The following is a 25,241-nucleotide window of genomic DNA, read 5'->3' as shown; positions in this document are numbered from 1 at the left end:
ACGGCTTTTTCAGGAAAAAGGCATTGATATTAAGGAAGTTTATCCCCGCGCTAGAGTCAAACGTCAAGGCATCGCCATGGAAATTGATATTCTAGCGGTGGATGATACCGATCTCGTGGTGGTGGAATGTAAATCTCGATTATCTCAAGATGATGTGGATGAATTTATTGAAAAATTGACTCGTTTTAAAATCGCTTTTCCCCATTATCAAAACTATCGAGCCTACGGTGCAGTGGCAGGAATTGAAATTAACAAAGGTGTAGATCGCTATGCTTATAAAAAAGGCTTATTTGTGATTAAACCATCTGGGGATACGGTAGCAATTATTAATGATGCTAACTTTCAACCGAACACTTGGTAAAGAGATATAATTAGGCAGGAGAGCAAAAAGATGGAGTTGTGATAGATTAAGTCTAGGCAACCGCAATAAAATAAACAGGAGAATTTTTATGACTCGTTTAGTGGAATTTACCTCGGAGGAGGGGACTATTTACATCGAGGTGGATGAAAAGTTACCCTTACCCAAACCGAAACCAGAAGATGAACTTATTAGTCTAACAGATGAAATAGCTGTTAAAGCCGCTCAGTCTTTTGAAGACGCATTAAATGGCATAAAACCCGTGGCAAATGCCATAATTAATAAGGTCAAAAGTTTGAATGAACCTGCTGATCAGGTAGAGGTCAAGTTTGGGATAAAAATGACTGTTGGACTAGGGGCTATTATTGCATCTGGCAGCGCCGATGTTAATTATGAAATTACCCTAAAATGGGATAACAAGGAAAAAAATAAGCAATCATCTACTCAATAAGGACTTAGATAAAAATAATGGTTGCATCTCTAGAATTTTCTGTGGTCAGAATTTATAAGCAACGACAAAATAAAGATGATACAATAAAAATTGTCGGAGCGGGATTTCTGGTCTCAGAAGAGTATATTATTACCTGCGCTCATGTTGTCAATGAATCTTTAGGATTAGTATTAACATCTGCTGAGAAACCCACTGACATTATTGAGTGTGATTTTCCTATCATTGCATCGGGTACATCTTTAGAAACAACCGTAGAAGTTTGGCATCCGGTTAAATTTAAAAGCAACGATCCTCAAGATATTGCTATTTTAAAATTAAAAGATTCAGTTCCTTCACAAGCTCAACCAGTTTCTTTAATTACCTCTGAAATAGGAGATTTATCTGATCATAATTATAAAGCTTATGGTTTTTCCAGAAACGAAGGTGTCTGGTCTGATGGTAAGATACAACGTCATATTGCTAACAACAAAATTCAGATAGAAGATACTAAAAGCACAGGATATGCTGTAGAAGGTGGGTTTAGTGGGACAGCTATCTGGGATGAGCAATTGGGGGGAGTAGTGGGGATGGCAGTAAGTGCTGATAAGGAAAAAATGTTTGCAAAATCTGCATTTTTTATTCCTACTGATGTTCTTTTAAAAGCTTGGAATAAGTTGCTAGATATAGCACAAATAGAAGGAAAAATTCCTGAGATTATCTCCTCGATTAAATGTATATTTGAAAACAAAAGTTATCAAGATCAAATTAATACAGCTTATGAAAATTTAAAAATTGAAGTGAGGGATCATTTAGTTGATTTACCTGGAGCAATTCCTTCCTCTTGGTCTGATTTTATAGAAATAATCTATCAATTAGATGAAAGATATTTCACCTATGCTTCTCAATCAGAATTTTCTTGGTTAGAAATATTTATTGGCTATTTAATCATTCAGTTAACCTCAACAGATGCTCTGGCAAAGTTATTAAAAGAATGGCTAAAAAAATATCAAACAAAATGGGAAGTTTTAATCAATACTTTAGAAAATAATCTTAATCATCGCTCACAAAATATCGCTCAAAAATCAACAGACAAAAATCCCTGCTTATTTGTTACCCTTACAGAAGAAAACAAATCTTTAATGCTGAGAGCTTGGATTGTTAAAGATATAAACAATTATCATCCCACAGAAAAAGAACCTCAAAAACGTGGAGAATATCAATCTTTAACCCCCAATGAAGGAATAAGTCTGGGTAATCATCTCCAAGAAAATGAATTGATTAATCACCTAAAAAAAATTAAACGAGAATCAGAAAATATCTGTCAATCTTCCCTAGAAAAAGTTCAATTTTTTCTTCCCTATAGATTTATTGAAAAAGAGATTAAACCGATTGATTTATTTTTAATTGATGAAGTGGCAACAGCTACAGGCTGCGATCCTCATCATTGGGGAGTCGATCATGAGATAATCATGAGATTTTCAGAACGAATAACAGCCGAAAATATCAACAATCAACAAAGCTATTTATGGATGAAAAAATGCCAACTTTTTCGGAATATACAGCAACAAAATTTGACCCAAATCTTAAAGTGTGAAGAAGAAATACAAAAACTGATCGAATCAAACAATCAGCAAACAGTTATTTTTAAAAAAACTCTGGCAAATAATGACCATCCGAATAAAATACTCAAATATCATAAATTTAACAATGTTATCGGTTCAAGGTTAACTAATCTCAGTCAAGAAAACTCCTTAGAGTTAAAAAATATTCTAGCCATTTTATACGAAACTGGAATCCCTTTATCTCTGTGGATACGACCCGATGCTAACCAAGAACTTAACTGTCAGGAAAAATTAGACCCTATCTGTCAATGTCCACTAGAGAAATTACCAGAAATAATTAAAAATAAACGTTCTGCTGCTTGGTTAGAAGATAATCATATTGGGAATCATCTATCATTACTTTGGGATGACTACCAGCTTGTTCCCCCCAACTATCCACTTTTGATGCCATAAATTGAACTATGAAAGACTGGAAAAAATTTACAGGAAATCAACAACCCACAGACGCTTGGACATTACCAGACCCCCCCAGCTGGCGACCTTTTGGCAAAGAAAAGCAACTGGGAGAAAGTCGTCGTAAGCATCGGGGAGAAACCTTTCTAGTGCGCGAAGAAGAAATTAAAATGGTCAATGCAGCCTTGTATTTACGGCGACCTTTATTAGTAACTGGCAAACCAGGGACAGGAAAGTCATCTCTTGCCTATAAAGTCGCCCAGGAATTAAAATTAGGAGAAGTATTATACTGGCCGATTACTACCCATACTACCCTAAAAGATGGACTTTATAACTATGATGCCATCGGTCGGTTACAGGAGGTTAAATTACTGGAAAGAGAGCAAAAAGAATTAACCCCAGAAGAACGAAAAGACCAATTAAAACAGATTGAAAAATATATTACCCTTGGACCCTTGGGAACCGCACTATTAGAGTCGGAAAAACCAAGAATACTGTTAATTGATGAAATTGATAAGAGTGATATCGATTTACCCAATGATTTACTCACCTTATTTGAAGAAGGACGCTTTGAAATTCCCGAATTAGTTAGGCTAAAAGAAGAAGTCCCAAGGGTTGAAGTCCGCACTGCTTATACCGATACAACCGACATTACCCAGAAAGATATAAAAACACCTATAAAAGATGGTTTAGTTATCTGTAAGGCTTTTCCTTTTGTGATTTTAACTAGCAATGGAGAACGAGACTTTCCTCCACCTTTTTTGCGTCGTTGTCTCCGTTTAACCATGAAAGAGCCGGAAAAACCCGACTTAATTAAAATAATTGAGGCACATTTAGAAGAAACAATTGCTAATAATCCAGACATCGATAAACTTATTGATAACTTCATTCAAAAGCGCAATTCACAAACCCTAGCCACGGATCAATTACTTAATGCTATTTTTATGGTCAAAAAAGGAGCTATATCAACTGAGGATGACCTGATTAATCAACTTTTGAAAGATTTGGGGAGGGTAGAAGATGAGTGAATCCCCATCCAATTCATCAATTAAAAAACTATTAGATTATCTAGAGCAAACAGGACTACTAGAACAGTTACAACTCAGTGATGAAGATGTAGCTGATAGTATCTGGTTGGCCCTACAAATGGGAGTTGAAGACTTCCAATCACCCCCAGAAAATCCAGAAAATACAGAGCCAATAGATTCATCAACTTCTAGTCAAATAGAGGAAAACTTAGAAGATATTCCAGAAGATAACCTATCAAAATCTCAGCCAATTGTCGATATTATTACTGAAGAATCTCTCCCCAAAGAAATAGAAAAAACTACCCCAATCCAAGACTTTCCTTTTCAAGTTCCTGCTGCTGCATCACTACAGACAGCACTCTTTATTAGTCGCGCTTTGCGTCCTTTCATGGGAAAAGTTTCCTCAGCAACTAAAACGATTTTAGATGAAGAAGCAACCGCTTCTTTTATTGCAGAAAGGGATATTTGGCTACCCGTGACTAAACCCCAACTGGAACGCTGGTTAACCCTCGAATTAGTAGTAGAAGAATCTAGATCATCTTTTATTTGGCGAGAATTAATTAATGAGTTCCAAAATCTCTTAGAAAATCAAGGAGCATTTAAAACCGTCAGAGTTTGGCAACTATCAACCTCAAATAATCAAGAATTACAGTTAGTCAGACGCAGAAAAAAAGGTAAACCGGGACAACGTTATCACTCCCATAAAGAACTTATTCATCCCAGGGGACGGGGATTAGTTTTGTTAGTCAGTGATTGTGTTTCTCCTCTCTGGCAAAAAGCCTTAATTCATCCTTGGTTAAAAGATTGGTCAGAAAAACAACCTACCGCTATTCTGCAACTTTTCCCCGAAAGATTATGGAATAGTACTCAACTAGGACGGGGACGTAAACTCTTTACCACTGCTTTAACTGCTGGTGTTCCCAATCCGAAATTAATCTTAAAAAATTATCCCCAATGGCTACCGATTAACTGGCAAAATACCCTTCTTATTCCCGTAATCACCTTAGAAACAGAAGTCCTCAAACAATGGGCAAAAGTTGTCGCTGGGTCAGGTAATGCTCAGATTTCCGCTTTTTTATTTGATTTAGAATTTATTAAACAACAAATTATCGAAATTCCCCCTATATCCAGAGAGGAAAATAAGCAAGACAGCGAGGATAAAAACACCATTAAAAATAAGGCCGAGGCAATAGTCGAGCGATTTTTTGCCACCGCTTCCGAACCAGCCAAAAAATTAGCAAAAATGATGGCAGCTGCCCCGGTAAGTATGCAGGTGGTCAATCTTATTCGCAAAATTCTTTTAAACGAAGTGCGTCCCGTTCATGTGGCAGAATTTTATATGGGAGGTTTATTAAAACCGATTGTAGAAAATGAAGAAGGACAGTATCGAGTCTATGACTTTTTACCCGGGGTACGTCAAGTATTAAATGATGCTATCGGTAAGCGACAAACTATCAAGGTACTCGATGCTATTTCCCAATATATTGCTGGGGAAATTAAAAGTCCTATCCGCAGTTTTGCCGCTTTGTTAACCCTATTACCCACCTATCCCCCAGAACAAAGAGAAAAAATTCTTCCCTTTGCTCAAGTCAGCATCGAAGTCTTACGCAATCTGGGGGGAGAATACGCAGAATTTGCCGAAGAAATCGCCGTTAATATTTCTAATCCCCCTCCAATCCCTCAACCCTCGTCACCTCCCTTAAAAACCTCTATCTTTGACGTTGCCACCATCGAAATCCTAGAAACCCGTACCTTTGAATTTACCCTAGCAACCATAGAACGTCAGTATCAAAATCCTTTTGAAGGAGAAACATGGGTAATTAAAAAGGAAAAAAGGCAAGCAGAAGGCATTGTCGAAAAACTAGCCGAGGGAGTCGAATTGGAATTGATGGAAATCCCCGGCGGCACATTTATGATGGGAACCGAAGACGAGGAAATCGAAAGACTGGTGAAAAAATTTGGTTGGGATGGATTTAGACGAGAAAAACCCCCACACCGAGTAACCGTTTCCTCTTTCTACATGGGGCGTTATCCTATCACCCAAGCTCAGTGGCAAGCTATCGCCGCAACCGCTAAAATAGACATCGACCTGAAGACAAACCCTTCTAACTTCAGAGGGTATAAGCTACCCGTAGAAGGAGTCAACTGGTATCAAGCAACGGAATTCTGTAAACGACTATCAAGGGAAACAAAACGGGAGTATCGGCTACCGAGTGAGGCAGAATGGGAATATGCCTGTAGAGCGGGGACAACAACCGCCTTTCACTTTGGGGAAACGATAACGGCAGATTTAGCTAACTATCGAGGTACTGGTACTAAAACTTATGCCGATGAACCCAAAGGAAAATATCGACGTAAAACAACCCCAGTGGGCTATTTTCAGGCAGCTAACGCCTTCGGGTTGTACGATATGCACGGCAATGTCTGGGAATGGTGTGCCGATACTTGGCACGATAACTATGATGGTGCGCCGACGGATGGCAGTGCTTGGATAGAAAATGGGGATGATAATCGTTCTTCATTGCGGGGCGGTTCTTGGTGCATACATCCGTATTACTGCCGTTCCGCTTTCCGCTACTACTTCAACCGCCGCGACTTCTTCTACGACGTCAACGGTTTTCGGGTGGTGTGTTCTATGTAGGGGCGCACTGCGTGCGCCCTTGACCGATATAATGGGGTATTAGAGGATTTTGCTCGTTATTTTGGTGGTTTATGGTAGATTTGCGGTAAATCAATCCAAAATATCCTGTCAGGGTTGGTTTTCCGAGGGATGTGGGCGCACGCGATGCGCCCTTGACCGATATAATGGGATATTAGAGGATTTTGCTCGTTATTTTGGTGGTTTATGGTAGATTTGCGGTAAATCAATCCAAAATATCCTGTCAGGGTTGGTTTTCCGAGGGGTGTGGGCGCATGGGTTACAGATGATAATTAAGACATTTTTTGGGGTATCTACAGGCATATTTATGAGTTTTGATCCTGAAAAACACCATCGTCGTTCTATTCGTCTCAACAATTATGATTATGGTCAACCCGGAGCATATTTTGTTACCCTCTGTGCCTACCGGCAACAATTTTGGTTTGGGGAGATTAAAAATCATCAAATGCGTCTCAATCAAATTGGTAAAATTGTGGCTTATGAATGGGTATCCACTTGTAAAATTAGACCTAATTTTCAATTAGATCAATGGATTATTATGCCTAATCATTTACATGGAATTGTTATCATTACTGATTATTTTAATAATAAAAATCAGGGTGATTTGGGCGCACGCAATGCGCCCCTACATCATCAAAACTGGGGTGATTTGGGCGCACGCAATGCGCCCCTACATCATCAAAACTGGGGTGATTTGGGCGCACGCAATGCGCCCCTACATCATCAAAACTGGGGTGATTTGGGCGCACGCAATGCGCCCCTACAGCGAAAACCGAATTCTTTATCATCATTTATTGCTGGGTTTAAATCGGCTGTAACTAGACGAATTAATCTGCTTCGTCAGAATAAGGAGATTCCTATATGGCAGCGAAATTATTATGAATCAATTATTCGAGACGAAAAATCTTTATCAGCTATTCGAGAATATATTATTAACAATCCTAAATGCTGGCAAAATGATCCAGAAAATCTACAAATTGAACAACAATCCCAAGAATTATGTTTAGATTTGTTTTTTTAAAATATTTTTATAACATGACTAAATTAATCACTCGACTACAGCAACGAGAAGCACAATATTACAGCGAGAATTTAGGGGAAGGCATTAATCTCGACATGATGCTTATCCCTAGCGGTTCCTTCCAGATGGGAACCCCAGATCAAGAAATAGAAAGACTCTGTAAAGAATACGATCTAGACTATTTCCAAAGAGAAAGTCCTCAACACACCGTTAATATTTCAGCTTTTTTCATGGGACGCTATCCCATCACTCAAGCACAGTGGCGAGCGATCGCCGCAACTGCTAAAATAGACATCGATCTAAAACTAGAGCCTTCCTACTTCAAAGAGCCATATCAAGAGCAGGATAGATGGACAAGACCCGTAGAACAAGTAAACTGGGAGCAAGCAACAGAATTCTGTAAACGATTATCAAGGGAAACAAAACGGGAGTATCGGCTACCGAGTGAGGCAGAATGGGAATATGCCTGTAGAGCGGGGACAACAACCGCTTTTCATTTTGGGGAGACGATTACCACAGATTTGGCTAATTACAGCGGAACTGATTGGGAAAGAGACAAAAAAGTTTATCCAGGGAATTATGGAAGGGGATCAAAAGGCATCTATCGAGAACAGACGACACCAGTAGGCTATTTTAAGGTAGCTAATGCCTTTGGTCTGTACGATATGCACGGAAACGTTTGGGAATGGTGCGAGGACGATTATCACCCTAATTATCAAGGCGCACCCACGGATGGGAGTGCTTGGATTAGTAAGAACAAATCTACTACCAAAGTACTGCGGGGCGGTTCTTGGTACTACAATCCAAGTTTCTGCCGTTCCGCTGTCCGCGTCAACTCCTACCGCCGCGACATCTTCAACTTCGACTTCGGTTTTCGGGTGGTGTGCGGTGCTGGGAGGACTGTGTAACCCTTTTCCTCTTTTTTCCCTTTTTACCCTTGTTCGATTTTTTTAAGCAAATGTACTATATATGTACTGCAAAGGGATTGAGAGAATTATATGAGTAGAAAACGGGTTTCTCCGAGAAACCCGTTTTCTGTGCGTTACTCAACGGATTTAGTATAAATTGCTTGTTGAGACGAGACAAGAGGCAACAGTAAAAGGATTGGGGGAAATTTAGGCACTTTTTCCCTGAAAATTAGGTAATTGACCACCTAAAAATCGACAAAACCCCACACCCCACACCCCACACCCCACACCCCACACGCCCCCCCGATCCCCCCGATGTCGGGGGGGCAGGGGGGGTGGGGGTTGGGGGGGTCACACCCTGCCCCCACCGAAAAACTTTTTGCCGCAAACCCTACTTAAATGCGTCTTAGCTTACAATCGATACAAAATATCAACGACTAGGATTAAATGGCTACTCATATTGTTACTGGTGTCGCGGGTTTTATCGGTTCTAACTTGGCAGAAAAGCTTTTAGAACAAGGAGATCAGGTGATCGGTATCGATCAATTTAACGATTATTACGACCCCAGTTTAAAGCGCAAAAATGCCCATATTCTAGCCAAATATCCCGAATTTAAGTTAATCGAAGCGGATATACAAGCCCTCGACTGGCGACAACTGTTGCAAGGAGTAGAAGTATTATTCCATCAGGCAGCCCAAGCAGGAGTCAGAGCAAGCTGGGGTGATGGATTTCGTCAATATACCGAAAGGAATATAAATGCTACTCAAATTATTCTTGAGGCCGCTAAGGAAACCCCGTCTTTACAACGGATGGTTTTTGCTTCCACTTCCTCGGTGTATGGCAATGCGGAAACGATGCCGACTCCCGAAACCCTTTGTCCCCAACCAGTTTCACCCTACGGCATCACCAAATTAGCGGCAGAAAGACTCTGTTGGCTATATCACCAGAATTTTCACGTTCCCGTCACTGCCTTGCGTTATTTCACCGTTTATGGACCGCGGCAACGTCCCGATATGGCTTTTCATAAGTTTTTTCAAGCAGCGATCGCAGGTCAAGCCATCGGCATCTACGGGGATGGCAAACAAACCCGCGATTTTACCTTTATTAGCGATGCTGTAGCCGCTAATTTAGCCGCTGCCGTCGTACCGGAAGCGGTGGGGGAGGTGTTTAATATTGGTGGTGGTAGTCGCGTGGTTTTGCTGGATGTCTTGGATACTATGGAAAAAGTCATCGGTAAACCGATCGAGCGATCGCATCAAGGACTCGCCCGAGGAGATGCCCGTCACACCGCCGCCGATGTCACCAAAGCCCGTACTATTCTAGGTTATAATCCCCAAGTTTCTTTAGCCGAAGGATTAGCCCAAGAATGGCAGTGGATTCAGGAATTATATTGTTAACGGCGGCAATATCCTTAATAATCAAAAAATCTCCCTGTAAAAGGGAGATTTTGGGCAATATCTAGGGTTATCCCCCGACAAACTACACTAATTTCAGATCGGGATAATTGGCGAGAATGTCGTCTTGACTGAGAATATCACCCTCGCTTTGGGGAGTCCAAATCACTTCTACCGCTAAAAGTCGATCGCCTCCCATACTACCAATTTCTTGCAGGGCCTGTTTCAAATCTTGGGAATCATTAATTTTCGGTAGGGAAAATTTACCGACGATGCCGGCTAAAATAGTCACCAAAATATAGCCTTCCGGTGCGCTTTTAGCTAATTCCCCAGCCGATTCGGGTAAAATATTGTCTCTAGAACCTTGACGCAGTTGATTATTGTAATTAGTTAAGGTTTCCGCCGTTAGTTTACCGCGTTCGTTGAGAGACCACTGATTAAACTTCGCTTCTGCACTGCTGAGGCTGGTTTGTTGAGAATCGACGTTACCATAAACCCAGTATTCCGGATGACGTAACAGGGCCAGGGCCGATTCTTGTAAGACTTCGACGCGTCCCTCGGAGGTGCTAGTATCGACTGTTAGGGCGATTTGATTTAATTCTTGTTGCAGATAACGGGCATTAGCCAACAAACCCACCTGTACTTTCGCCACGGAGACGGTTTCATATCCCGGTTCAACAGCCATACCATTCTCATCACTGCCTCCACCATTACGGAAAGCATTAACGAGGAAATTGGCGATAGCAAAAAAGATTAACAGAGAAATTAAGCCACCGCCACCACCACCCCAAAAGAAGGGTAAGAGGAAGGGAAAACCAATACCTCCACCGTAACCGGGGGAACTGTAACCACCACCCCTAGAAGGGCTAATACTGCGACTAGGGGCGCGAAAACTACCGCCACCCATTCTACCCCCCGATGCCGCTAAAGCACTGGGAATAGAACCTAAAATCAGCGTTGTCACTAATCCTAGAACTAATATCGGCTTGGCAAGCGATCGAACTTTAGTTAAAATTTTGTCAATCATAAGAACACTGAAGCAACCCTTTATTTACTAGCATAACCAGTTTCTCGGTCAGGGATAGACAAATCTTCAAATCAGTTATCAGTGATCAGTTATCAGTGATCAGTTATCAGTTATCAGTTAGAAGGTGTTGGGTATTGAGATTTTAGGGTTTTGGGGTTTTGGGGTTTTTTAGTTGAATTCCCCCATGTCCCCATGTCCCCATTTCCCCATTTCCCCATTTCCCCATTTCCCCATTTCCCCAAATTTATGACTTGGAATTTCTCCTCTCCCACGGATTCGGACTTAGGCGATCGCGAAGTACCCTTAGAGAGTCATCATCTCTGGGGTAAACGGATTGCTTTACTGGTAACGGGAGGGATTGCGGCCATGAAAGCGCCGCTAATTGCCCGATCTTTGCGGAAATTCGGGGCCACAGTCGTGGCTTTTGTCTCAGAAGAAGCTTTAAGATACGTCACTAAGGAAGCTTTGGAATGGAGTACGGTTAATCCCGTAGTTAGTCAATTAACGGCAAAAGCAGAACATTTAAGCGATCAATCTCCCTTTGATCTTTATTTAGTCGCCCCCGCTACCTATAACACGATTAATAAGTTTCGTTACGGAATCGCTGACGGAGTGATCACTTCATGCTTGGCCTCGGCCTTAGGACGACAGGAAAAGGGAAAAACTAAAATTCTGCTCGTCCCCACCATGCACGGCAGTTTACATAATGCTATTCTGACCGAATCTTTGCAAACGCTCGATCGCTGGGGAGTCCAGATTATGTCACCCCGGGATGATTACGGTAAACACAATCTCCCCGGGGAAAAAGAGATCACTGTGGCAGCCTGTGGGATTCTCAGTAATTCTGTGCTGAAAAATATGCCGATTTTAGTCACTGGTGGACCCACACCCGTGATTATCGATAATATCCGTCGTTTAACCAATCGTTTTACCGGACAGTTAGGAGTCGCTATTGCAGAAGAATTATACCTGCGCGGGGCAAAGGTGCAGTTAATCCACGGACGCGGCAGCTATACACCCCCCGCTTATTTACCCCACGAAATTATTGAAACTTATGACGAGTATCTAGGGAAGGTGATGGGAGAATTAGAGAGTAAAGATTATAAATTTGGGATTTTCTCGGCAGCAGTGGCAGATTATCGCTTAGAAAGCCCTTTTTACGGCAAAATTCCCAGTGGAGGGCAGTTAAATCTTAATTTTGTGCCGACGGAAAAAGTGATTGACAAGGTGAGAGAAAAATTTCCCGATTTAGAGATGGTGACTTTCAAGTATCAGGAGGGAGTTAGTCAGGAGGAGTTACTGGAAATCGCCCGTAAACGCCTAGAAAAGGGCTATCAGGCTGTTATTGCTAATCGGGGCGAGGAAAAGGGCGATCACGGGGAACAGGTGGCTTATTTGGTCACAAAAGCGGCATTGGGGAAATTTATCGGTAAAAAAGCGATCGCTATTGCCATCGCCGAATATTTAGAACAGCGAGCCAAAAATGTTACAATCAAAAAAATTTAATATTTTTTAATATTAATTTGCAAAAATTTAGGGTAAGACAGTCATGGGTAACATCAACTTCGTCAAAGAGAATAAGATCGTGGTAGCGGCAGATGGGGCGAACTTACGAGAGAAAGCAATCCAGAATGGCGTTGATATCTACACTTTTGGCGGTAAATTGATGAATTGTGGCGGTTACGGTCAGTGTGGTACTTGTATAGTGGCAATTGTCGAGGGTCTGGAAAATCTCTCAGCCAAAACCGACTTTGAGCAGCGCTGTCTGAAGAAAAAACCCGAAAATTATCGTTTAGCCTGTCAAACCATGGTTAATGGTCCGATTAGCGTCCAAACTAAACCAAAATAGCACTTAAGCGTCAGCAACGCACCGGTGGGGAAGGTGCGGGGAGCGGAACCATTGAGGGGTTCAATACCGGCGAAAATTGCTCAACGGATTTAGTATGACTACTCCCTGCTCCCCTCACCGATCGCAGAGCGATCGGTGAGGGGAGCAAATTGCTCATTTTGTCATCTAGATTGCATCCTGATTGGAAACCTCTGGGTAATCTATGAGTAGGGATACTCAAACCTACTCTTCATCGGTGCGTTCCTGAGAGGGATATTTTTTTTTCTCATAAACTTTACATTATTTAATAATTGTTGTAATATTAGTTAAATAAACAAGCTTGTCACTACTCGCCATTTATGCCCATAAAATCTATATATAGCCAAAAAAAGAACTATAGAGGCAATTAAATCCTCAATTGGATTTCTCTCTATCCTTGAGTAACCACTTACTTGTCTCTTTACAAAACGAGAAGAAACCCTGATAGCATCTCCTTAACTGCCCCTGGGGAAGCAATCGGAAAAACGCCATCAATCCCTGAATATCAACCCTCAACCGACGCGCACTCATGAAAACCTCGAAAAACCACACCGATCCAGTTCGCGCCTATCTCAGAGAAATTGGCCGAGTTCCCCTTCTCAGCCATGAAGAAGAAATTCTCTACGCAAAACAGGTACAAAGATTAATTTTTCTGGAAAAAATCAAAGAATCCCTAAGGGCTAAACTCGGCAGCGATCCCAGCGATCGCCAGTGGTCAGAAGCGGCGGAAATTAGTGAAGAACAACTGCGTCGAGAATTAGGGGCAGGGGATTTCGCCAAACGCAAGATGGTAGAAGCGAACCTGCGTCTAGTGGTTTCCGTCGCCAAAAAATACCTAAAACGCAATCTAGATCTATTAGACCTCATCCAAGAGGGAACCATTGGGATGCAAAGAGGTGTGGAAAAATTCGATCCCACCAAAGGCTATCGCTTTTCTACCTATGCCTATTGGTGGATTCGCCAAGCTATCACCCGGGCGATCGCAGAAAAAAGTCGCACCATCCGTCTGCCCATCCACATCACCGAAAAACTGAATAAAATCAAAAAAGCCCAGCGTCAACTAGCTCAAGATAAAGGTCGCGCTGCCACCATTGCCGAATTAGCCGAGGAATTAGACCTAACTCCCAAACAGGTGCGAGACTACTTGGAAAGGTCCCGTCAACCTCTTTCCCTTGACTTAAAGGTGGGGGACAATCAAGACACGGAATTAGGAGAACTCTTGGAAGATACGGGACTTTCCCCGGAAGATTACACTGCCCATTCTTCCCTCCAAGTAGATTTGGAAAAACTGATGGCAGACCTCACCCCTCAACAAAAAGAAGTGATTTGTCTGCGTTTTGGTTTAGATAATGGGCAGCCCCTCACCCTAGCAAAAATTGGCGTTCGACTCAATATCAGTCGTGAACGCGTCCGTCAGATCGAACGAGAAGCGATCGCTAAATTAAGAAAACGCAAGGCCAACATCAGAGAATATCTAGCTAGTTAGGGTTTGCGGCAAAAAGTTTTTCGTGGGGACAGGGTGTGGGGAGAATAAATAAAATAATCTCCTATCTCCTGACTCCTGAATACTGACTGCTGGCGACCGCCCTCTGCCTTCGTTAAGGGTCAAATTGATCGTCTGGATCACAGGGAGAAAAATGACCCATTTCTAGATTCATCGGCGACTTTTCTCGACTATTTCTCTACTTCTTCAAGATATTTTTTCAAAAAGAGAGCTAATTTTTCTTTAGTGGCGACGGGAACAGAATCTAGACGGGTAAGAATAGCGTATTTAAGGGCAGAATGAGCGGCAGAAACGGGAGGATTAGCTGCCAGACGGCGCACCGTTTCTTGGATGACTTTTTGGGCATTAATAGCGTTATGGTGTAGATTTTCGATCACCATTTCTACCGTGACATGATCGTGATCGGGATGCCAACAATCGTAATCGGTAACTAGAGCTAAGGTAGCGTAGGCAATTTCCGCTTCTCGGGCTAATTTGGCCTCAGTTAAATTGGTCATACCGATGACGGTTGCCCCCCAACTTCTATAGAGATTTGATTCCGCTTTAGTAGAAAAAGCCGGCCCCTCCATACAGAGGTATGTACCGCCGCGATGCAAGGTAACTTCCGGTAGGTTTAAACTAGCGACGGCATCCCCTAAAATGTTGGCTAATTGGGGACAAACGGGATCACCAAAGGCCACGTGGGCAACAATTCCTTCCCCAAAAAAAGTCGCTATTCTCTCTTTAGTTCTGTCAATAAATTGATCGGGAATGACTAAATCTAGGGGTTTAACTTCGGCTTTGAGGGAACCAACTGCCGAAGCGGAAATAATATATTCAACCCCTAATTGTTTGAGAGCGTGAATGTTAGCTCGAAAGGGTAATTCGGTCGGTAAAAAATGGTGATTTCTGCCATGACGCGCTAAAAAGGCAACTTCTGTTCCCTCTAAAGTCCCGAGAATTAAAGCGTCGGAAGGAGAACCAAAAGGAGTATCGAGGGATACTTCCCGCACATCCTTGAGGGCATCCATTTTATACAAACCACTGCCGCCAATGATGCCAATTTTTACCGTCGTCATAGTCTTGGAAAGAATTAGTTATCGTTGCCTTGATTTTACCATAATTGAGCGATTCCGTTAAGGCCTTACTTTTTCTTTTTCTTGCCCTTGAGGGAACCATTAATTAAACCATTAAAGCCATAAATTTCTTCAGTTCCCGCGATGGTAACTAATTCCACCTCTTTCGTGTCTCCCGGTTCAAATCGAACTGATGTACCCGCGGGAATATTCAGATGGGTTCCTTTGGTTAATTCGCGCTGAAACTCCAGGGCCTGATTAACTTCATAAAAATGATAGTGGGAACCCACTTGAATCGGTCGATCGCCTGTATTAGCCACAGAAATACGCAGGGTGTCGCGACCGACATTAATCTCGATCTCCCCGGATGGTGTGATAATTTCTCCCGGAATCATAACTGCTAAAAATCTCCTGTTAGTGAATGGGATTGTGAACGGTAACTAATTTAGTACCATCGGGAAAAGTCGCTTCGATCTGCACTTCCGTAATCATTTCGGGGATACCTTCCATTACCTCCTCGCAAGTTAATAAAGTAGTGCCGTAACTCATCAATTCAGCGACGCTACGACCTTCCCTGGCACCTTCGAGGATGGCGGCGCTAATATAGGCGATCGCTTCGGGATAATTTAACTTGATCCCGCGATTTTTGCGTCTTTCGGCGAGCAGTGCCGCCGTGAAAATGAGTAATTTATCTTTTTCTTGGGGCGAAAGTTGCATAGATAGGCCTTTTTTTAGACAGATTCTAGGGTTATTGTAGTTCTTGGCTGGATAGTTGTAGCGATCGAGTTGTGAAAATTTATCTTGAATGTCCGGTCATCCTATCCATTAGTCAGAGCTTTCTTAACAAAAAGAGAAGAAACTTAAAAAAAGGGGAAACGATTGATAGGTATAGTTTTGAAAGAAGGAATCAAGGTGGAGGTGAGCAAAAAAAATGGAGAAATGGGCAGCCCAAGAATTACAGTATGCAGACCTAGGGGACACCAGAAGAAAGTAATAAATCTTCAAAAAGCTTTGGAATTACACTTTGAACCGCCTTGTGCAACAGTTATTCCTCAATTGCAGAAAATCACTGTACGGGCGAAGCATTTGGGCATAACCTATCGCTAAAATCCTAGATTTCCTATCCGAATGCTTCGCCCCTACCCCGACCAATGTTTAGGCTATGCTAAAATGGTGATAAAAGCATAGAATCCTATTTAGTTTAATTAGTTGAAACTGAATCAGAGAAAGTTATGTTAACAGAGATAAATATTGGCACTTTTATAAAAAGCGATCCCAAAATTCATGGAGGTTGTCCTATTATTGCGGGAACTGCTGTTACTGTACGAAGAATAGTGATCTGGTATAAATTAGGATATAGTCCTGAAGAGATTGCCGATGAAATACCTCATCTTTCTTTGGCACAAGTTTATGCCGCTTTGACTTACTATCATACTAACAAAGAAACAATAGAAGCAGAAATTATAGCCGAAGCCGCCGAAGCAGATCGCATTGAAGCATTACATTATTCTTCTTCTTATGAGTAGAATTAGCTTATATATGGAGGAGGATTCTACAGATTTCAAAAGGATTTAGATAATCCGGCTTGTTTCAAAACTGCATTAGCAGTATGACGTGATTTAATAGTATTATCAACTACAAATCTTCTTTCTGTCAGAGGACTATACCAAATTTCATGATCTCCTTTCCCTTGACGTTCAAAATAACATCCGGCTGCTGAGAGCAGTTTTTTTAATGCAGGTGTTAAAGAAGTAGCCATCTAAACAACGCACTCAATTGATTCTTGACGATGACTAATGAGTTCAAAAATTATCGCTGCTTGAGGTTCAATAGTAATTAGATGATTGAGTTGTAATAATTCTGGAATCATCTGTCGTAATTTAGCTGTTAAAGCTTCGATGGTATCAGCTTCGGTGACTAATCCCGGAATATCTTCACTCTCTGCTACCCACACTTGCGCCTCTCGATCCCAAAATGCTTCTACTTGGTACGGTTTTTGATTCATGATGATTTAGTTCAAGTGAGTAGAATTAGCTTATATATTAATCAAGATTATACAGTGCGATCGCCTTTCTGACAATCTTACCACCAATCCCCAACTCTTGATGATTGCTGATGAATCGCTTTGAAGGTTCTCGCAATAAGACTCAAATTAAAGGTTTATGGAAAGATGTTGTGATCAGTGATGACGATTTAGAAGAAGCTAAAAAAGCAGTTTTTCGAGATTAGTTTACATTTCATTTTTATAACAAACGCTATAGTTCTCGTCAATGATCTTTTTAAGAGTTTAAATCTTTAAAGGGATTGATAACCTGTAAGCTATTATTGATAATTAAACCATCTTGCATATCTTCTGAGTAGAGAATAGTTGCATCGCCTAAAACTGCACTAGCAACAATCAGGCTATCCCAAAATGAAATTAAATAGCGATCTCGTAATTTCACGGCATACTCAAGGGTTTCGAGGGAGACAGGTAAGATTTCACACCCTTGGGTAAATTCTTCAAGTAGATTTTGAATCTGTAAATTATTAAACCCTGCTTTGCGGATTAAATTTGAGCAAACCTCATTAACAACTTGTGTACTAATTATCAAGTTTCCTTGATTCGTAATATTTGTAGCTATTTGTTGCTTAGGGATGGCATTAGTATCGCTACAATTAACAATGAAGCGATACAGCCAAATATTAGAATCAATAAAGAAGGGTTGAGATTCACCAGCGTTCATTCGCTTCTTCTCTGGTAAGAGGATGGAAGTCTTCAATTTTAATCGGATTTGCTGTTAACTGGGCGATTATCCCCGTTTCTGACCATTTTTGGGAAGTAAGCTGGGAAATTGAATTGGATTCTATAATGAGTTTAACGCACTGTCCTTCATTGAGTTGGAGATTACTAAGAGGACGTAAAACGCCATTTTCAAAGACGGCTTCACAGTTTTGTTGCGGCATAACTCAATCCTTAATTCTAAATTACTATTATTTTAACCGATGATCGGGTCTAAATTATGATTTTTTTGATTGTTTGATTGACTATAATTTTTCTTGGCTATCATCCTGCAATGATGGCGATAAACCCCGAATTTTGCAGAAAAATCAGAAATTGTTGGATCAGGGGTTGGTTGAGGTAATGGTAGCCGTAGCGCAATGCTTAGGTAATGTTATAATAATAATAGTTTTGCCCAAATTTTTATTAAGGACGGGATGATCTTAAAAATATGCAATATCAAGTCAATCTCAAGCAATCAGAAGAGGGATACGCCGTTTGGTGTCCTAGTTTACCTGGCTGTGCTTCTCAAGGTACAACTAAAGAAGAAGCACTCAATAATATTCAAGATGCAATTCAGTCTTATTTAGAAGTTGCTGCGGAGTTGAATCAAGGGATCGAATCTTATTATGTAGAAGTTGAATTAAATCATGCCTAGTCTTGCTAGAATTAATCATCAACGAGCAATTAAAGCGTTTGAAAAAGCAGGATTTCAGATTGTTCGACAGGGTAAGCATATTACCATGACTGATGGACAACATATTCTCACTATTCCAAGGGCTAATCCAATCAATGCTTATACAATGGGAACAATTATTAAAGGTTCTGGATTAACTATTGAAGAATTTAAAAAACTTTTATAAAACAATCTCAACCCATGAACGAATAACGCACTCAATCCTATCTAAATTATGATTTTTTTTGATTGTTTGATTAACTAGGATTTTTCTCGGCTATCATCCCTGTGATACAATTCTGATAATCTCCCCATTAAATCCCTGTACGGGCGAAGCATTCGTGCATAATCTATCACTGAAACCCTAGATTTTACATCCGAATGCTTCGCTCCTACCCATCAATCTCCCATCCGCCATGCCATGAATGAACTGAAAAAATATCGACAATCTATTCGCTTGAAAGGCTATGATTATAGACTTAATGGAGCTTATTATATAACAATTTGTTCTTATCAGAAGCAGTATCTATTTGGTGAAATTGTTGAAGGAAATATGAAGCAAAATTTACTTGGTGATACTGTTGAAGCAGTATGGTATAGACTGCCTCTACATTTTAAGTTTATTGAACTAGATGCTTTTATTGTTATGCCTAATCATATTCATGGAATTATATTAATACAAAACCAAGCTCTGGAAAAGACCGAATACTATTCTCAATATCCTCGCGGTACAATGCCAGAATCTTTGGGGGCTATTGTGCAGAATTTTAAATCAATCTCTACTCGTAAAATCAATCGTTTATGTAGCGATCGCCTGAAAGTTTGGCATCGCAATTATTATGAACATATCATTCGCAATGAAGATTCTTATCAAAAAATCCGGCAATACATTCTTGACAATCCGCAAAATTGGCAACAAGACGAAAACAATCTTAATAAATTCAAGCCAATGTAGGGGCAAATAACCTGTACGGGCGAAGCATTCGTGCATAATCTATCGCTGAAACCCTAGATTTTCTATCCGAATGCTTCGCCCCTACCCCAGACAATAACCTTAGCCTATCATCCCTGTGATAGAATTACGATAATCTCCCCATTCAATCCCTGTACGGGCGAAGCATTCGGACAATAACTTATCACTAACCTTAGCCTATCATCCCTGTGATAAAATTACGATAATCTCCCCATTAAATCCCTGTACGGGCGAAGCATTCGTGCATAATCTATCGCTGAAACCCTAGATTTTCTATCCGAATGCTTCGCCCCTACCCCAGACAATAACCTTAGCCTATCATCCCTGTGATACAATTCTGATAATCTCCCCATTCAATCCCTGTACGGGCGAAGCATTCGTGCATAATCTATCACTGAAACCCTAAATTTTTTATCCGAATGCTTCGCCCCTACCCCAGACAATAACCTTAGCCTATTATGCCGATGATAGAATTACGATAATCTCCCCATTAAATCCCTGTACGGGCGAAGCATTCGGACAATAACTTATCACTAACCTTAGCCTATCATCCCTGTGATACAATTACGATAATCTCCCCATTAAATCCCTGTACGGGCGAAGCATTCGGACAATAACTTATCGCTGAAACCCTAGATTTTCTATCCGAATGCTTCGCCCCTACCCATCAATTCCCCATCTACCACGCTATTAATGAACAACGCACCCAATTCTGTCTAAATTATGATTTTTTTGATTGTTTGATTAACTATGATTGTCTTTGGCTCTCATCCCTGGGATATAATTGGATATAATTGTAATAATCGCGCCATAACCCTAGCAATCATCGTCCTCATTCAATTATGTCCAATTTTTTACGGAATGGCGAATCAAGGTGTTGTAGTTCTGATAAGTTTCGTGGTTTAGAAGTGATAAGGAGTCTAAATTATGTTTGAACGGTTTGCAGAGAAAGGGATTAAGGTAATTATGTTAGCGCAGGAGGAAGCGCGTCGCTTGGGGCATAATTTTGTAGGAGCGGAATTTATATTTTTAGGGTTAATCGGTGAAGCGACAGGAATTGCGTCGCAAGTTTTAAGACAGCAGGGAATAACGCTAAAAAATGCTCGGATTGAAGTTGAAAAAATTCTAGGAAGGGGTTCAGGAATGATTACTATAGAACTTCCTTTTACAGAGTCGGCAAAACTCGTTTTAAACAGTGCATTATCATTTGCTGATAAATTAGGGAGTGAATCTATTGATACAGAGCATTTACTGATTGGGATTTTTCAAGAGGGGGAAAGTACAGCAAGAATTTTACAAAACTTACGGGTGAATCCGCAAGATTTAGCTATTTCTTTAAGTCAGTATTTTCAGCAGCAACCCTCTAATCAGTTACCTCAAACTGTTTATGTTCTGCTTTACAATGTGGGAACAGATAATGAGGGTATTCATACTATAAGTGTAGATGATAATCACAAAATATTACTGTTTGAGTCTCAAGAAGATGCGGCTACTTTCGCACGACAATTAGGGGAGCAGAATTTTCCTGTACCGAGTGTTGAAGCAATAGAAGCTGAGGAGATTTTATTGATTTGTAAGAACTCAGGTTATGATTGGGAATTTATACCAAAAGGAAAACTTATAACTCCGCCTAATCAAAGAGTAGAAAACGAAACTCTAAAGAAAATTAAACCTGAAGACTATCAAGTTTTTCTAGATAATGTCTTGCAACTGAGTTCACTTATTGATAAAAATAGGTTTAATCCTGAATCAGTTTATACTTTCTGTCAAAATAATTTAGATAAACTCGATGAAAATTTTGGAGAATTTCTTTATCAATGGGCTACAAACATCTTCTCTAATCTGCATCCACAAGAAGCACAATTTACAGCAGCAGTCGTTTTAGTGTTTGGAAATCTAATTAATGAGTTTCCTTTTGGTAGCCTCAAAAATAATTTAGAAATTAGCATTAAAGCTTATCAAGCGGCTTTAATAGTTTACCAACCTAAAACATTCCCTGTGTATTGGGCAATGACGCAAATGAATATGGGAAATGTTTATGCCAAGAGAATTGAAGGAAAAAAGACTGAGAATATAGAAAAAGCTATTAATTGTTTTCAAGAAGCGTTAAAAATTTATACTCTAGATGCTTTTCCCTATGAATATGCAAGGGTGCAACATAATATGAGTAATGTTTACATTGAAAGAATAAAAGGTGATGGTGATAAAGCAGAAAATATAAAAACTGCTATTGATTGTTGTAAAAAAGCTTTAAAAGTGCGTACCTTCGAGGCTTTCCCTCGTGAATGGGCAAATACCCACATTCAGTTAGTCAATGCCTACTTACAAACTACTAACTTAGAGATAATTGAGCAAAAGAAAAAAGAGAATATAGAAATAGCCATTGGTTATTGCGAAAACTCCTTAATCGTCTATAATATTGAAAGTTTTCCCAAGGAATGGGCAAAAGTACAAAATAATCTCGGTAATGTTTATTTACAAAGGATAGAAGGGAAAAAAGAAGAGAATGTAGAACAGTCCATTAAGTGTTTTATGGAATCGTTAAGAGTCTATACGATCAATACTTCTCCCAATGAATGGGCAAGAGGGCAATTTAATTTGGGGGGTGCTTATTTAGAGAGAATAAAAGAAAAAAAGAGAGAGAATTTAGAAAATGCTATCTTTTATTTAAGAGAATCATTTAAAATTTACAGTTATAATAATTTTCCCAATGAATGGGCAGACTCACATATTAATCTTGGAAAAGCATATTGTGAGAGAATTGAAGGCAAAAAAGGAGATAATTTAGAAATTGCAATATCTTGTTTTGAAGAGGCATTAAAAGTTTACGATGTCGATAGTTTTCCTGATCAGTTTGCAAAGATACAAAAAAATTTAGGGACGACTTATAGAAATAGAATCGAAGGAGATAAAGCCAAAAATTTAGAATTTGCTATTAATTGTTATCAACAGGCACTAAAAATTTATACTTTTAAGAATTTTCCTTTAAATTGGGCAGGTGTACAAGTGGATCTAGCCGAAGTTTACATTGACAGAATTGAAGAAAATAAAGCAGAGAATTTAGAAATCGCTATTGCCTGTTGTCAAGCATCATTACAAGTTGTTAACTCTGACAATTTCCCCATACACTGGGCAAAAACACAAAACACTTTGGGGAGTGTTTATCATGAAAGAATCAAAGGAGATAAAGCAGAGAATTTAGAAATCGCTATTACTTGTTTTGAAGCGGCATTAAAAATTTATACGATTGAAAGAGAAAGATTTGCTCATGAATGGGCAATGAGTCAAATGAATCTCGGAAATGTTTACCATGATCGAATTAAAGGGGAAAAGGCAGAAAATAAAGAAAAGGCTATTGACTGTTTTAAAACGTCATTAGAATTGGTGAAACCTGATGATTTTCCTCGAGAATTCGCCAAGCTACAAAATAATCTTGGTAGAGCTTACCGTGCAAGAATCAGAGAAGACAAAGAGCAGAATTTAGAAAACGCAATTACTTGCTACAATGAAGCCTTGAAGGTTTATGCTTTTGATGAATTTCCCTATGATTGGGCGTTGACACAACAGAATTTGGGGAATACTTACAATGAGAGAATTAAAGAAGATAAAGCAGAGAATCTAGAAGTAGCGATCACCTGTTTTGAATCTGCTTTAAGAACCTTTACCAGGGAAAAGTTTCCTTATGAATGGGCCACAACACAATTTAACCTTGCTAATGCTTATTATGACAGAATCAAAGAGGATAAGGCTAAGAATTTAGAATTGGCAATCACTGCCAATGAAAATGCTTTAACTGTTCGGACTTTAGAAGCTTTACCTGAGGAATGTTTTAAGACTGCACATAACTTAGGATTTTACGGTTATAATGCCAAAAATTGGCAAATTGCTATCAAAGGGTTCGTCTTAGCGATAAAAGCAGCAGAAACTATTCGTATTGAAGCGGTAACAGGCTATAGAAAACAAGAAATTCTCTCTGATGCCATACACTCCTATGGAGGTCTTGTTCTTACTTACCTTAATCTTTACCATATTGAGAACAACCTTCAACACCTCAAAACCGCTCTAGAATATATCGAACGCAGTAAAGGACGTAACCTGGTGGAATTAATCACCCAAAAAAACCTACACCCCCAAGGGGTTAGTCAAAAAATTATTGCCCAATTAAATGAATTAAAACAAAAAGTTGTTAATGAACAAATTCGCTTACAACATCAAAGTATTAACCAGAAGCTAATGCGTAGTGATAACTTAACTCCCTACGTTCAAGATCATAGTTACCTGAAAGACTATCAACAAGACTTAGATGATTTTATTGAGAGAGAAATTAAAACCATCGATCCTCTTTTCAGCCTCACTCAAAAAGTTGAGCCTATTCCATTTACAGAAATTCAGGAATTAACTGATGCTGAAACTTGTCTGCTTCAATGGTACATTACAGGGGAGAAAATACTCGCTTTTGTGGTGTCGGCTGATGGAGAGATTAAAGTTTGGCAATCTTCCGAAAATGATAAAAATCAATTCTTGGATACATTCAATAATTATCGACAGCTTTACTACTCCAAAAACGGTAAGCAAGAATGGAGAAATCAACTGTCTAACCTCTTACAGACTTTTGCTGATATTCTGCATATTAACGATATTCTTGCTCTCATTCCTAATACTTGTCAACGCTTAATTATTATCCCCCATTTGTTTCTGCATATCTTACCCTTACACGCCTTACCTGTTGATCCCCCCCAACTCTCCTTAAAAAGTGGGGAGTCGGTAACGGGGAGATCAGATTTACAAGATTTATTCCCCAAGGGTGTACAATATGCCCCTAGTTGTCAAATCTTGCAAAAAATCTCCCAAACTTTTCACCATTCCGACTTTAATAAACTGTTCGCCATTCAAAACCCCACCAAGGACTTATTTTACACCGACTTAGAAGTTAATATCCTCTCAACTTTCTTTACTGAACCTCAAGTTATCGCCCAAGATAACGCCACTAAAAACGCTGTTCTTCCCCATCTCAAATCCTCAGATAACCACTGTTATCACTTCTCCTGTCATGGAGGCTTTAACCCCGATAATCCCCTAGAATCCGCCTTATTATTAGCCAATAAAGAACCCCTAACATTAGGCGAAATCTTTGAACTGCGCTTGAATAAATGCCGCCTTATCACCCTTTCCGCTTGCGAAACTGGCTTAATTGATTTAAACTCTATCAGTGATGAATATATCGGTTTACCCAGTGGTTTTCTGTTTGCGGGAAGTCCCAGTGTTGTCAGTAGTTTATGGACAGTTAATGACCTGTCAACCTCATTCTTGATGATTAAATTATATGAGATTTTATTTGATGAGAATCAGCAAGTTTCTGTACCAGTTGCTTTAAAACAAGCTCAAAACTGGTTACAGAATTTAACTATTGAGTCATTAGACAAATTTGGCTCTTCGGGAATTGTTATGCAAATAATTAACTTAAAATAAAATTCGATGAGAGCAACTACGCTCAAAAGTAGCTGAAATTCATACAGGAAAGGACTTAAGGCATAAATAAGTTAATACCAAAAGATAGACAATTG

The 25,241-nt window shown here is 39.9% G+C and carries 24 protein-coding genes and 1 pseudogene; 17 read left to right on the top strand and 8 right to left on the bottom strand.

Annotation, left to right across the window (positions count from 1 at the left end):
* The 8 genes and pseudogenes from O9324_RS02035 to O9324_RS02000 all read left to right on the top strand — a co-directional run.
* Positions 1-361, top strand: a pseudogene (locus O9324_RS02035) (DUF3782 domain-containing protein); the annotation flags it as partial.
* An 88-nt stretch (positions 362-449) separates the two neighbouring features.
* Complete coding sequence (locus tag O9324_RS02030; RefSeq protein ID WP_024969526.1) at positions 450-809, top strand: CU044_2847 family protein; 360 nt, start codon at positions 450-452, stop codon at positions 807-809.
* Between the two features lie 17 nt (positions 810-826).
* Positions 827-2,803 carry a VMAP-C domain-containing protein gene (locus O9324_RS02025; RefSeq protein WP_288139354.1) on the top strand — a complete coding sequence of 659 codons (1,977 nt, stop codon included), beginning with the start codon at positions 827-829 and terminating at the stop codon, positions 2,801-2,803.
* Between the two features lie 8 nt (positions 2,804-2,811).
* Complete coding sequence (locus O9324_RS02020) at positions 2,812-3,831, top strand: AAA family ATPase (RefSeq protein WP_288139353.1); 1,020 nt, start codon at positions 2,812-2,814, stop codon at positions 3,829-3,831.
* Complete coding sequence (locus O9324_RS02015) at positions 3,824-6,472, top strand: formylglycine-generating enzyme family protein (RefSeq protein ID WP_288139352.1); 2,649 nt, start codon at positions 3,824-3,826, stop codon at positions 6,470-6,472. The genes O9324_RS02020 and O9324_RS02015 overlap by 8 nt, the downstream gene beginning before the upstream one ends.
* A gap of 325 nt (positions 6,473-6,797) precedes the next feature.
* Complete coding sequence (locus O9324_RS02010; protein ID WP_288139351.1) at positions 6,798-7,511, top strand: transposase; 714 nt, start codon at positions 6,798-6,800, stop codon at positions 7,509-7,511.
* A complete protein-coding gene (locus O9324_RS02005; RefSeq protein ID WP_288139350.1) occupies positions 7,490-8,419 on the top strand; it encodes a formylglycine-generating enzyme family protein in 930 nt (309 codons plus the stop codon). The genes O9324_RS02010 and O9324_RS02005 overlap by 22 nt, the downstream gene beginning before the upstream one ends.
* A 447-nt stretch (positions 8,420-8,866) precedes the next feature.
* Positions 8,867-9,817, top strand: coding sequence for an NAD-dependent epimerase/dehydratase family protein (locus O9324_RS02000; RefSeq protein ID WP_288139349.1), 951 nt, complete (start codon positions 8,867-8,869; stop codon positions 9,815-9,817).
* Between the two features lie 82 nt (positions 9,818-9,899).
* On the opposite strand, the gene O9324_RS01995 is transcribed toward O9324_RS02000, so the two are convergent.
* Positions 9,900-10,841 carry a DUF1517 domain-containing protein gene (locus O9324_RS01995; protein ID WP_288139348.1) on the bottom strand — a complete coding sequence of 314 codons (942 nt, stop codon included), beginning with the start codon at positions 10,839-10,841 and terminating at the stop codon, positions 9,900-9,902.
* Between the two features lie 246 nt (positions 10,842-11,087).
* Here O9324_RS01995 and O9324_RS01990 point away from each other — a divergent pair, with 246 nt between their 5' ends.
* The 3 genes from O9324_RS01990 (at position 11,088) to O9324_RS01980 (ending at position 14,194) form a co-directional block, all read left to right on the top strand.
* Complete coding sequence (locus O9324_RS01990; RefSeq protein WP_288139347.1) at positions 11,088-12,347, top strand: phosphopantothenoylcysteine decarboxylase domain-containing protein; 1,260 nt, start codon at positions 11,088-11,090, stop codon at positions 12,345-12,347.
* 43 nt (positions 12,348-12,390) lie between these two features.
* Complete coding sequence (locus O9324_RS01985) at positions 12,391-12,690, top strand: 2Fe-2S iron-sulfur cluster-binding protein (RefSeq protein ID WP_002766752.1); 300 nt, start codon at positions 12,391-12,393, stop codon at positions 12,688-12,690.
* 547 nt (positions 12,691-13,237) lie between these two features.
* Positions 13,238-14,194, top strand: a complete 957-nt coding sequence (locus O9324_RS01980; RefSeq protein WP_004161486.1) for an RNA polymerase sigma factor, RpoD/SigA family — start codon at positions 13,238-13,240, stop codon at positions 14,192-14,194.
* 188 nt (positions 14,195-14,382) lie between these two features.
* On the opposite strand, the gene O9324_RS01975 is transcribed toward O9324_RS01980, so the two are convergent.
* The 3 genes from O9324_RS01975 to ureA all read right to left on the bottom strand — a co-directional run bounded on the left by O9324_RS01975 (position 14,383) and on the right by ureA (position 15,984).
* The gene (locus O9324_RS01975) at positions 14,383-15,270 is read right to left on the bottom strand and encodes an S-methyl-5'-thioadenosine phosphorylase (protein ID WP_287627240.1); all 888 of its coding nucleotides are present in this window, start codon (positions 15,268-15,270) and stop codon (positions 14,383-14,385) included.
* A gap of 65 nt (positions 15,271-15,335) precedes the next feature.
* A complete protein-coding gene (locus O9324_RS01970) occupies positions 15,336-15,662 on the bottom strand; it encodes an urease subunit beta (RefSeq protein ID WP_002766755.1) in 327 nt (108 codons plus the stop codon).
* A gap of 19 nt (positions 15,663-15,681) precedes the next feature.
* A complete protein-coding gene (ureA, locus tag O9324_RS01965; RefSeq protein ID WP_002766756.1) occupies positions 15,682-15,984 on the bottom strand; it encodes an urease subunit gamma in 303 nt (100 codons plus the stop codon).
* A gap of 177 nt (positions 15,985-16,161) precedes the next feature.
* Between ureA and O9324_RS01960 the strand changes: the two genes are divergently transcribed.
* Both O9324_RS01960 and O9324_RS01955 read left to right on the top strand, forming a co-directional pair.
* Positions 16,162-16,374: a hypothetical protein gene (locus O9324_RS01960; protein WP_287695710.1), complete on the top strand. Its 213-nt coding sequence runs from the start codon at positions 16,162-16,164 to the stop codon at positions 16,372-16,374.
* Between the two features lie 125 nt (positions 16,375-16,499).
* A complete protein-coding gene (locus O9324_RS01955; RefSeq protein WP_004268292.1) occupies positions 16,500-16,793 on the top strand; it encodes a DUF433 domain-containing protein in 294 nt (97 codons plus the stop codon).
* A 35-nt stretch (positions 16,794-16,828) separates the two neighbouring features.
* On the opposite strand, the gene O9324_RS01950 is transcribed toward O9324_RS01955, so the two are convergent.
* The 4 genes from O9324_RS01950 to O9324_RS01935 form a co-directional block, all read right to left on the bottom strand.
* Positions 16,829-17,026 carry a type II toxin-antitoxin system HicA family toxin gene (locus O9324_RS01950; protein ID WP_002799542.1) on the bottom strand — a complete coding sequence of 66 codons (198 nt, stop codon included), beginning with the start codon at positions 17,024-17,026 and terminating at the stop codon, positions 16,829-16,831.
* A complete protein-coding gene (locus O9324_RS01945) occupies positions 17,027-17,272 on the bottom strand; it encodes a DUF1902 domain-containing protein (RefSeq protein ID WP_185239313.1) in 246 nt (81 codons plus the stop codon). It lies immediately after the preceding gene.
* A gap of 274 nt (positions 17,273-17,546) precedes the next feature.
* Complete coding sequence (locus O9324_RS01940; RefSeq protein WP_287627241.1) at positions 17,547-17,993, bottom strand: PIN domain-containing protein; 447 nt, start codon at positions 17,991-17,993, stop codon at positions 17,547-17,549.
* The gene (locus O9324_RS01935) at positions 17,980-18,213 is read right to left on the bottom strand and encodes an antitoxin family protein (protein WP_288139346.1); all 234 of its coding nucleotides are present in this window, start codon (positions 18,211-18,213) and stop codon (positions 17,980-17,982) included. The genes O9324_RS01940 and O9324_RS01935 overlap by 14 nt, the downstream gene beginning before the upstream one ends.
* Before the next feature lie 266 nt (positions 18,214-18,479).
* Here O9324_RS01935 and O9324_RS01930 point away from each other — a divergent pair, with 266 nt between their 5' ends.
* From O9324_RS01930 to O9324_RS01915, 4 genes are all read left to right on the top strand, one after another.
* Positions 18,480-18,686, top strand: a complete 207-nt coding sequence (locus O9324_RS01930) for a type II toxin-antitoxin system HicB family antitoxin (protein ID WP_288139345.1) — start codon at positions 18,480-18,482, stop codon at positions 18,684-18,686.
* Positions 18,679-18,891, top strand: coding sequence for a type II toxin-antitoxin system HicA family toxin (locus O9324_RS01925; RefSeq protein ID WP_004161477.1), 213 nt, complete (start codon positions 18,679-18,681; stop codon positions 18,889-18,891). Before O9324_RS01930 ends, O9324_RS01925 begins: the two co-directional genes overlap by 8 nt.
* Before the next feature lie 234 nt (positions 18,892-19,125).
* Entirely contained in the window at positions 19,126-19,659 is a 534-nt protein-coding gene (locus O9324_RS01920; RefSeq protein ID WP_004161476.1) for a transposase, read from the top strand.
* Positions 19,660-20,604: 945 nt separating this feature from the next.
* The gene (locus O9324_RS01915; RefSeq protein WP_288139344.1) at positions 20,605-25,146 is read left to right on the top strand and encodes a DUF3110 domain-containing protein; all 4,542 of its coding nucleotides are present in this window, start codon (positions 20,605-20,607) and stop codon (positions 25,144-25,146) included.
* Positions 25,147-25,241: the final 95 nt, after the last annotated feature.

The sequence above is a fragment of the Microcystis sp. LE19-84.1B genome (assembly GCF_027531875.1).
In the GTDB taxonomy this organism is placed as follows: Bacteria; Cyanobacteriota; Cyanobacteriia; order Cyanobacteriales; family Microcystaceae; genus Microcystis; species Microcystis panniformis.
Note: the sequence above shows the minus strand (reverse complement) of the source record. Positions and strands in the feature narration are given on the sequence as shown.

What these genes read in the sequence shown, in the direction of transcription:
- O9324_RS02030 (WP_024969526.1), top strand. Translation starts at nt 450, where the DNA reads ATGACTCGTTTAGTGGAATTTACCTCGGAGGAGGGGACTATTTACATC.
- O9324_RS02025 (WP_288139354.1), top strand. Translation starts at nt 827, where the DNA reads ATGGTTGCATCTCTAGAATTTTCTGTGGTCAGAATTTATAAGCAACGA.
- O9324_RS02020 (WP_288139353.1), top strand. Translation starts at nt 2,812, where the DNA reads ATGAAAGACTGGAAAAAATTTACAGGAAATCAACAACCCACAGACGCT.
- O9324_RS02015 (WP_288139352.1), top strand. Translation starts at nt 3,824, where the DNA reads ATGAGTGAATCCCCATCCAATTCATCAATTAAAAAACTATTAGATTAT.
- O9324_RS02010 (WP_288139351.1), top strand. Translation starts at nt 6,798, where the DNA reads ATGAGTTTTGATCCTGAAAAACACCATCGTCGTTCTATTCGTCTCAAC.
- O9324_RS02005 (WP_288139350.1), top strand. Translation starts at nt 7,490, where the DNA reads ATGTTTAGATTTGTTTTTTTAAAATATTTTTATAACATGACTAAATTA.
- O9324_RS02000 (WP_288139349.1), top strand. Translation starts at nt 8,867, where the DNA reads ATGGCTACTCATATTGTTACTGGTGTCGCGGGTTTTATCGGTTCTAAC.
- O9324_RS01995 (WP_288139348.1), bottom strand. Translation starts at nt 10,841, where the DNA reads ATGATTGACAAAATTTTAACTAAAGTTCGATCGCTTGCCAAGCCGATA.
- O9324_RS01990 (WP_288139347.1), top strand. Translation starts at nt 11,088, where the DNA reads ATGACTTGGAATTTCTCCTCTCCCACGGATTCGGACTTAGGCGATCGC.
- O9324_RS01985 (WP_002766752.1), top strand. Translation starts at nt 12,391, where the DNA reads ATGGGTAACATCAACTTCGTCAAAGAGAATAAGATCGTGGTAGCGGCA.
- O9324_RS01980 (WP_004161486.1), top strand. Translation starts at nt 13,238, where the DNA reads ATGAAAACCTCGAAAAACCACACCGATCCAGTTCGCGCCTATCTCAGA.
- O9324_RS01975 (WP_287627240.1), bottom strand. Translation starts at nt 15,270, where the DNA reads ATGACGACGGTAAAAATTGGCATCATTGGCGGCAGTGGTTTGTATAAA.
- O9324_RS01970 (WP_002766755.1), bottom strand. Translation starts at nt 15,662, where the DNA reads ATGATTCCGGGAGAAATTATCACACCATCCGGGGAGATCGAGATTAAT.
- ureA (WP_002766756.1), bottom strand. Translation starts at nt 15,984, where the DNA reads ATGCAACTTTCGCCCCAAGAAAAAGATAAATTACTCATTTTCACGGCG.
- O9324_RS01955 (WP_004268292.1), top strand. Translation starts at nt 16,500, where the DNA reads ATGTTAACAGAGATAAATATTGGCACTTTTATAAAAAGCGATCCCAAA.
- O9324_RS01950 (WP_002799542.1), bottom strand. Translation starts at nt 17,026, where the DNA reads ATGGCTACTTCTTTAACACCTGCATTAAAAAAACTGCTCTCAGCAGCC.
- O9324_RS01945 (WP_185239313.1), bottom strand. Translation starts at nt 17,272, where the DNA reads ATGAATCAAAAACCGTACCAAGTAGAAGCATTTTGGGATCGAGAGGCG.
- O9324_RS01940 (WP_287627241.1), bottom strand. Translation starts at nt 17,993, where the DNA reads ATGAACGCTGGTGAATCTCAACCCTTCTTTATTGATTCTAATATTTGG.
- O9324_RS01935 (WP_288139346.1), bottom strand. Translation starts at nt 18,213, where the DNA reads ATGCCGCAACAAAACTGTGAAGCCGTCTTTGAAAATGGCGTTTTACGT.
- O9324_RS01930 (WP_288139345.1), top strand. Translation starts at nt 18,480, where the DNA reads ATGCAATATCAAGTCAATCTCAAGCAATCAGAAGAGGGATACGCCGTT.
- O9324_RS01925 (WP_004161477.1), top strand. Translation starts at nt 18,679, where the DNA reads ATGCCTAGTCTTGCTAGAATTAATCATCAACGAGCAATTAAAGCGTTT.
- O9324_RS01920 (WP_004161476.1), top strand. Translation starts at nt 19,126, where the DNA reads ATGAATGAACTGAAAAAATATCGACAATCTATTCGCTTGAAAGGCTAT.
- O9324_RS01915 (WP_288139344.1), top strand. Translation starts at nt 20,605, where the DNA reads ATGTTTGAACGGTTTGCAGAGAAAGGGATTAAGGTAATTATGTTAGCG.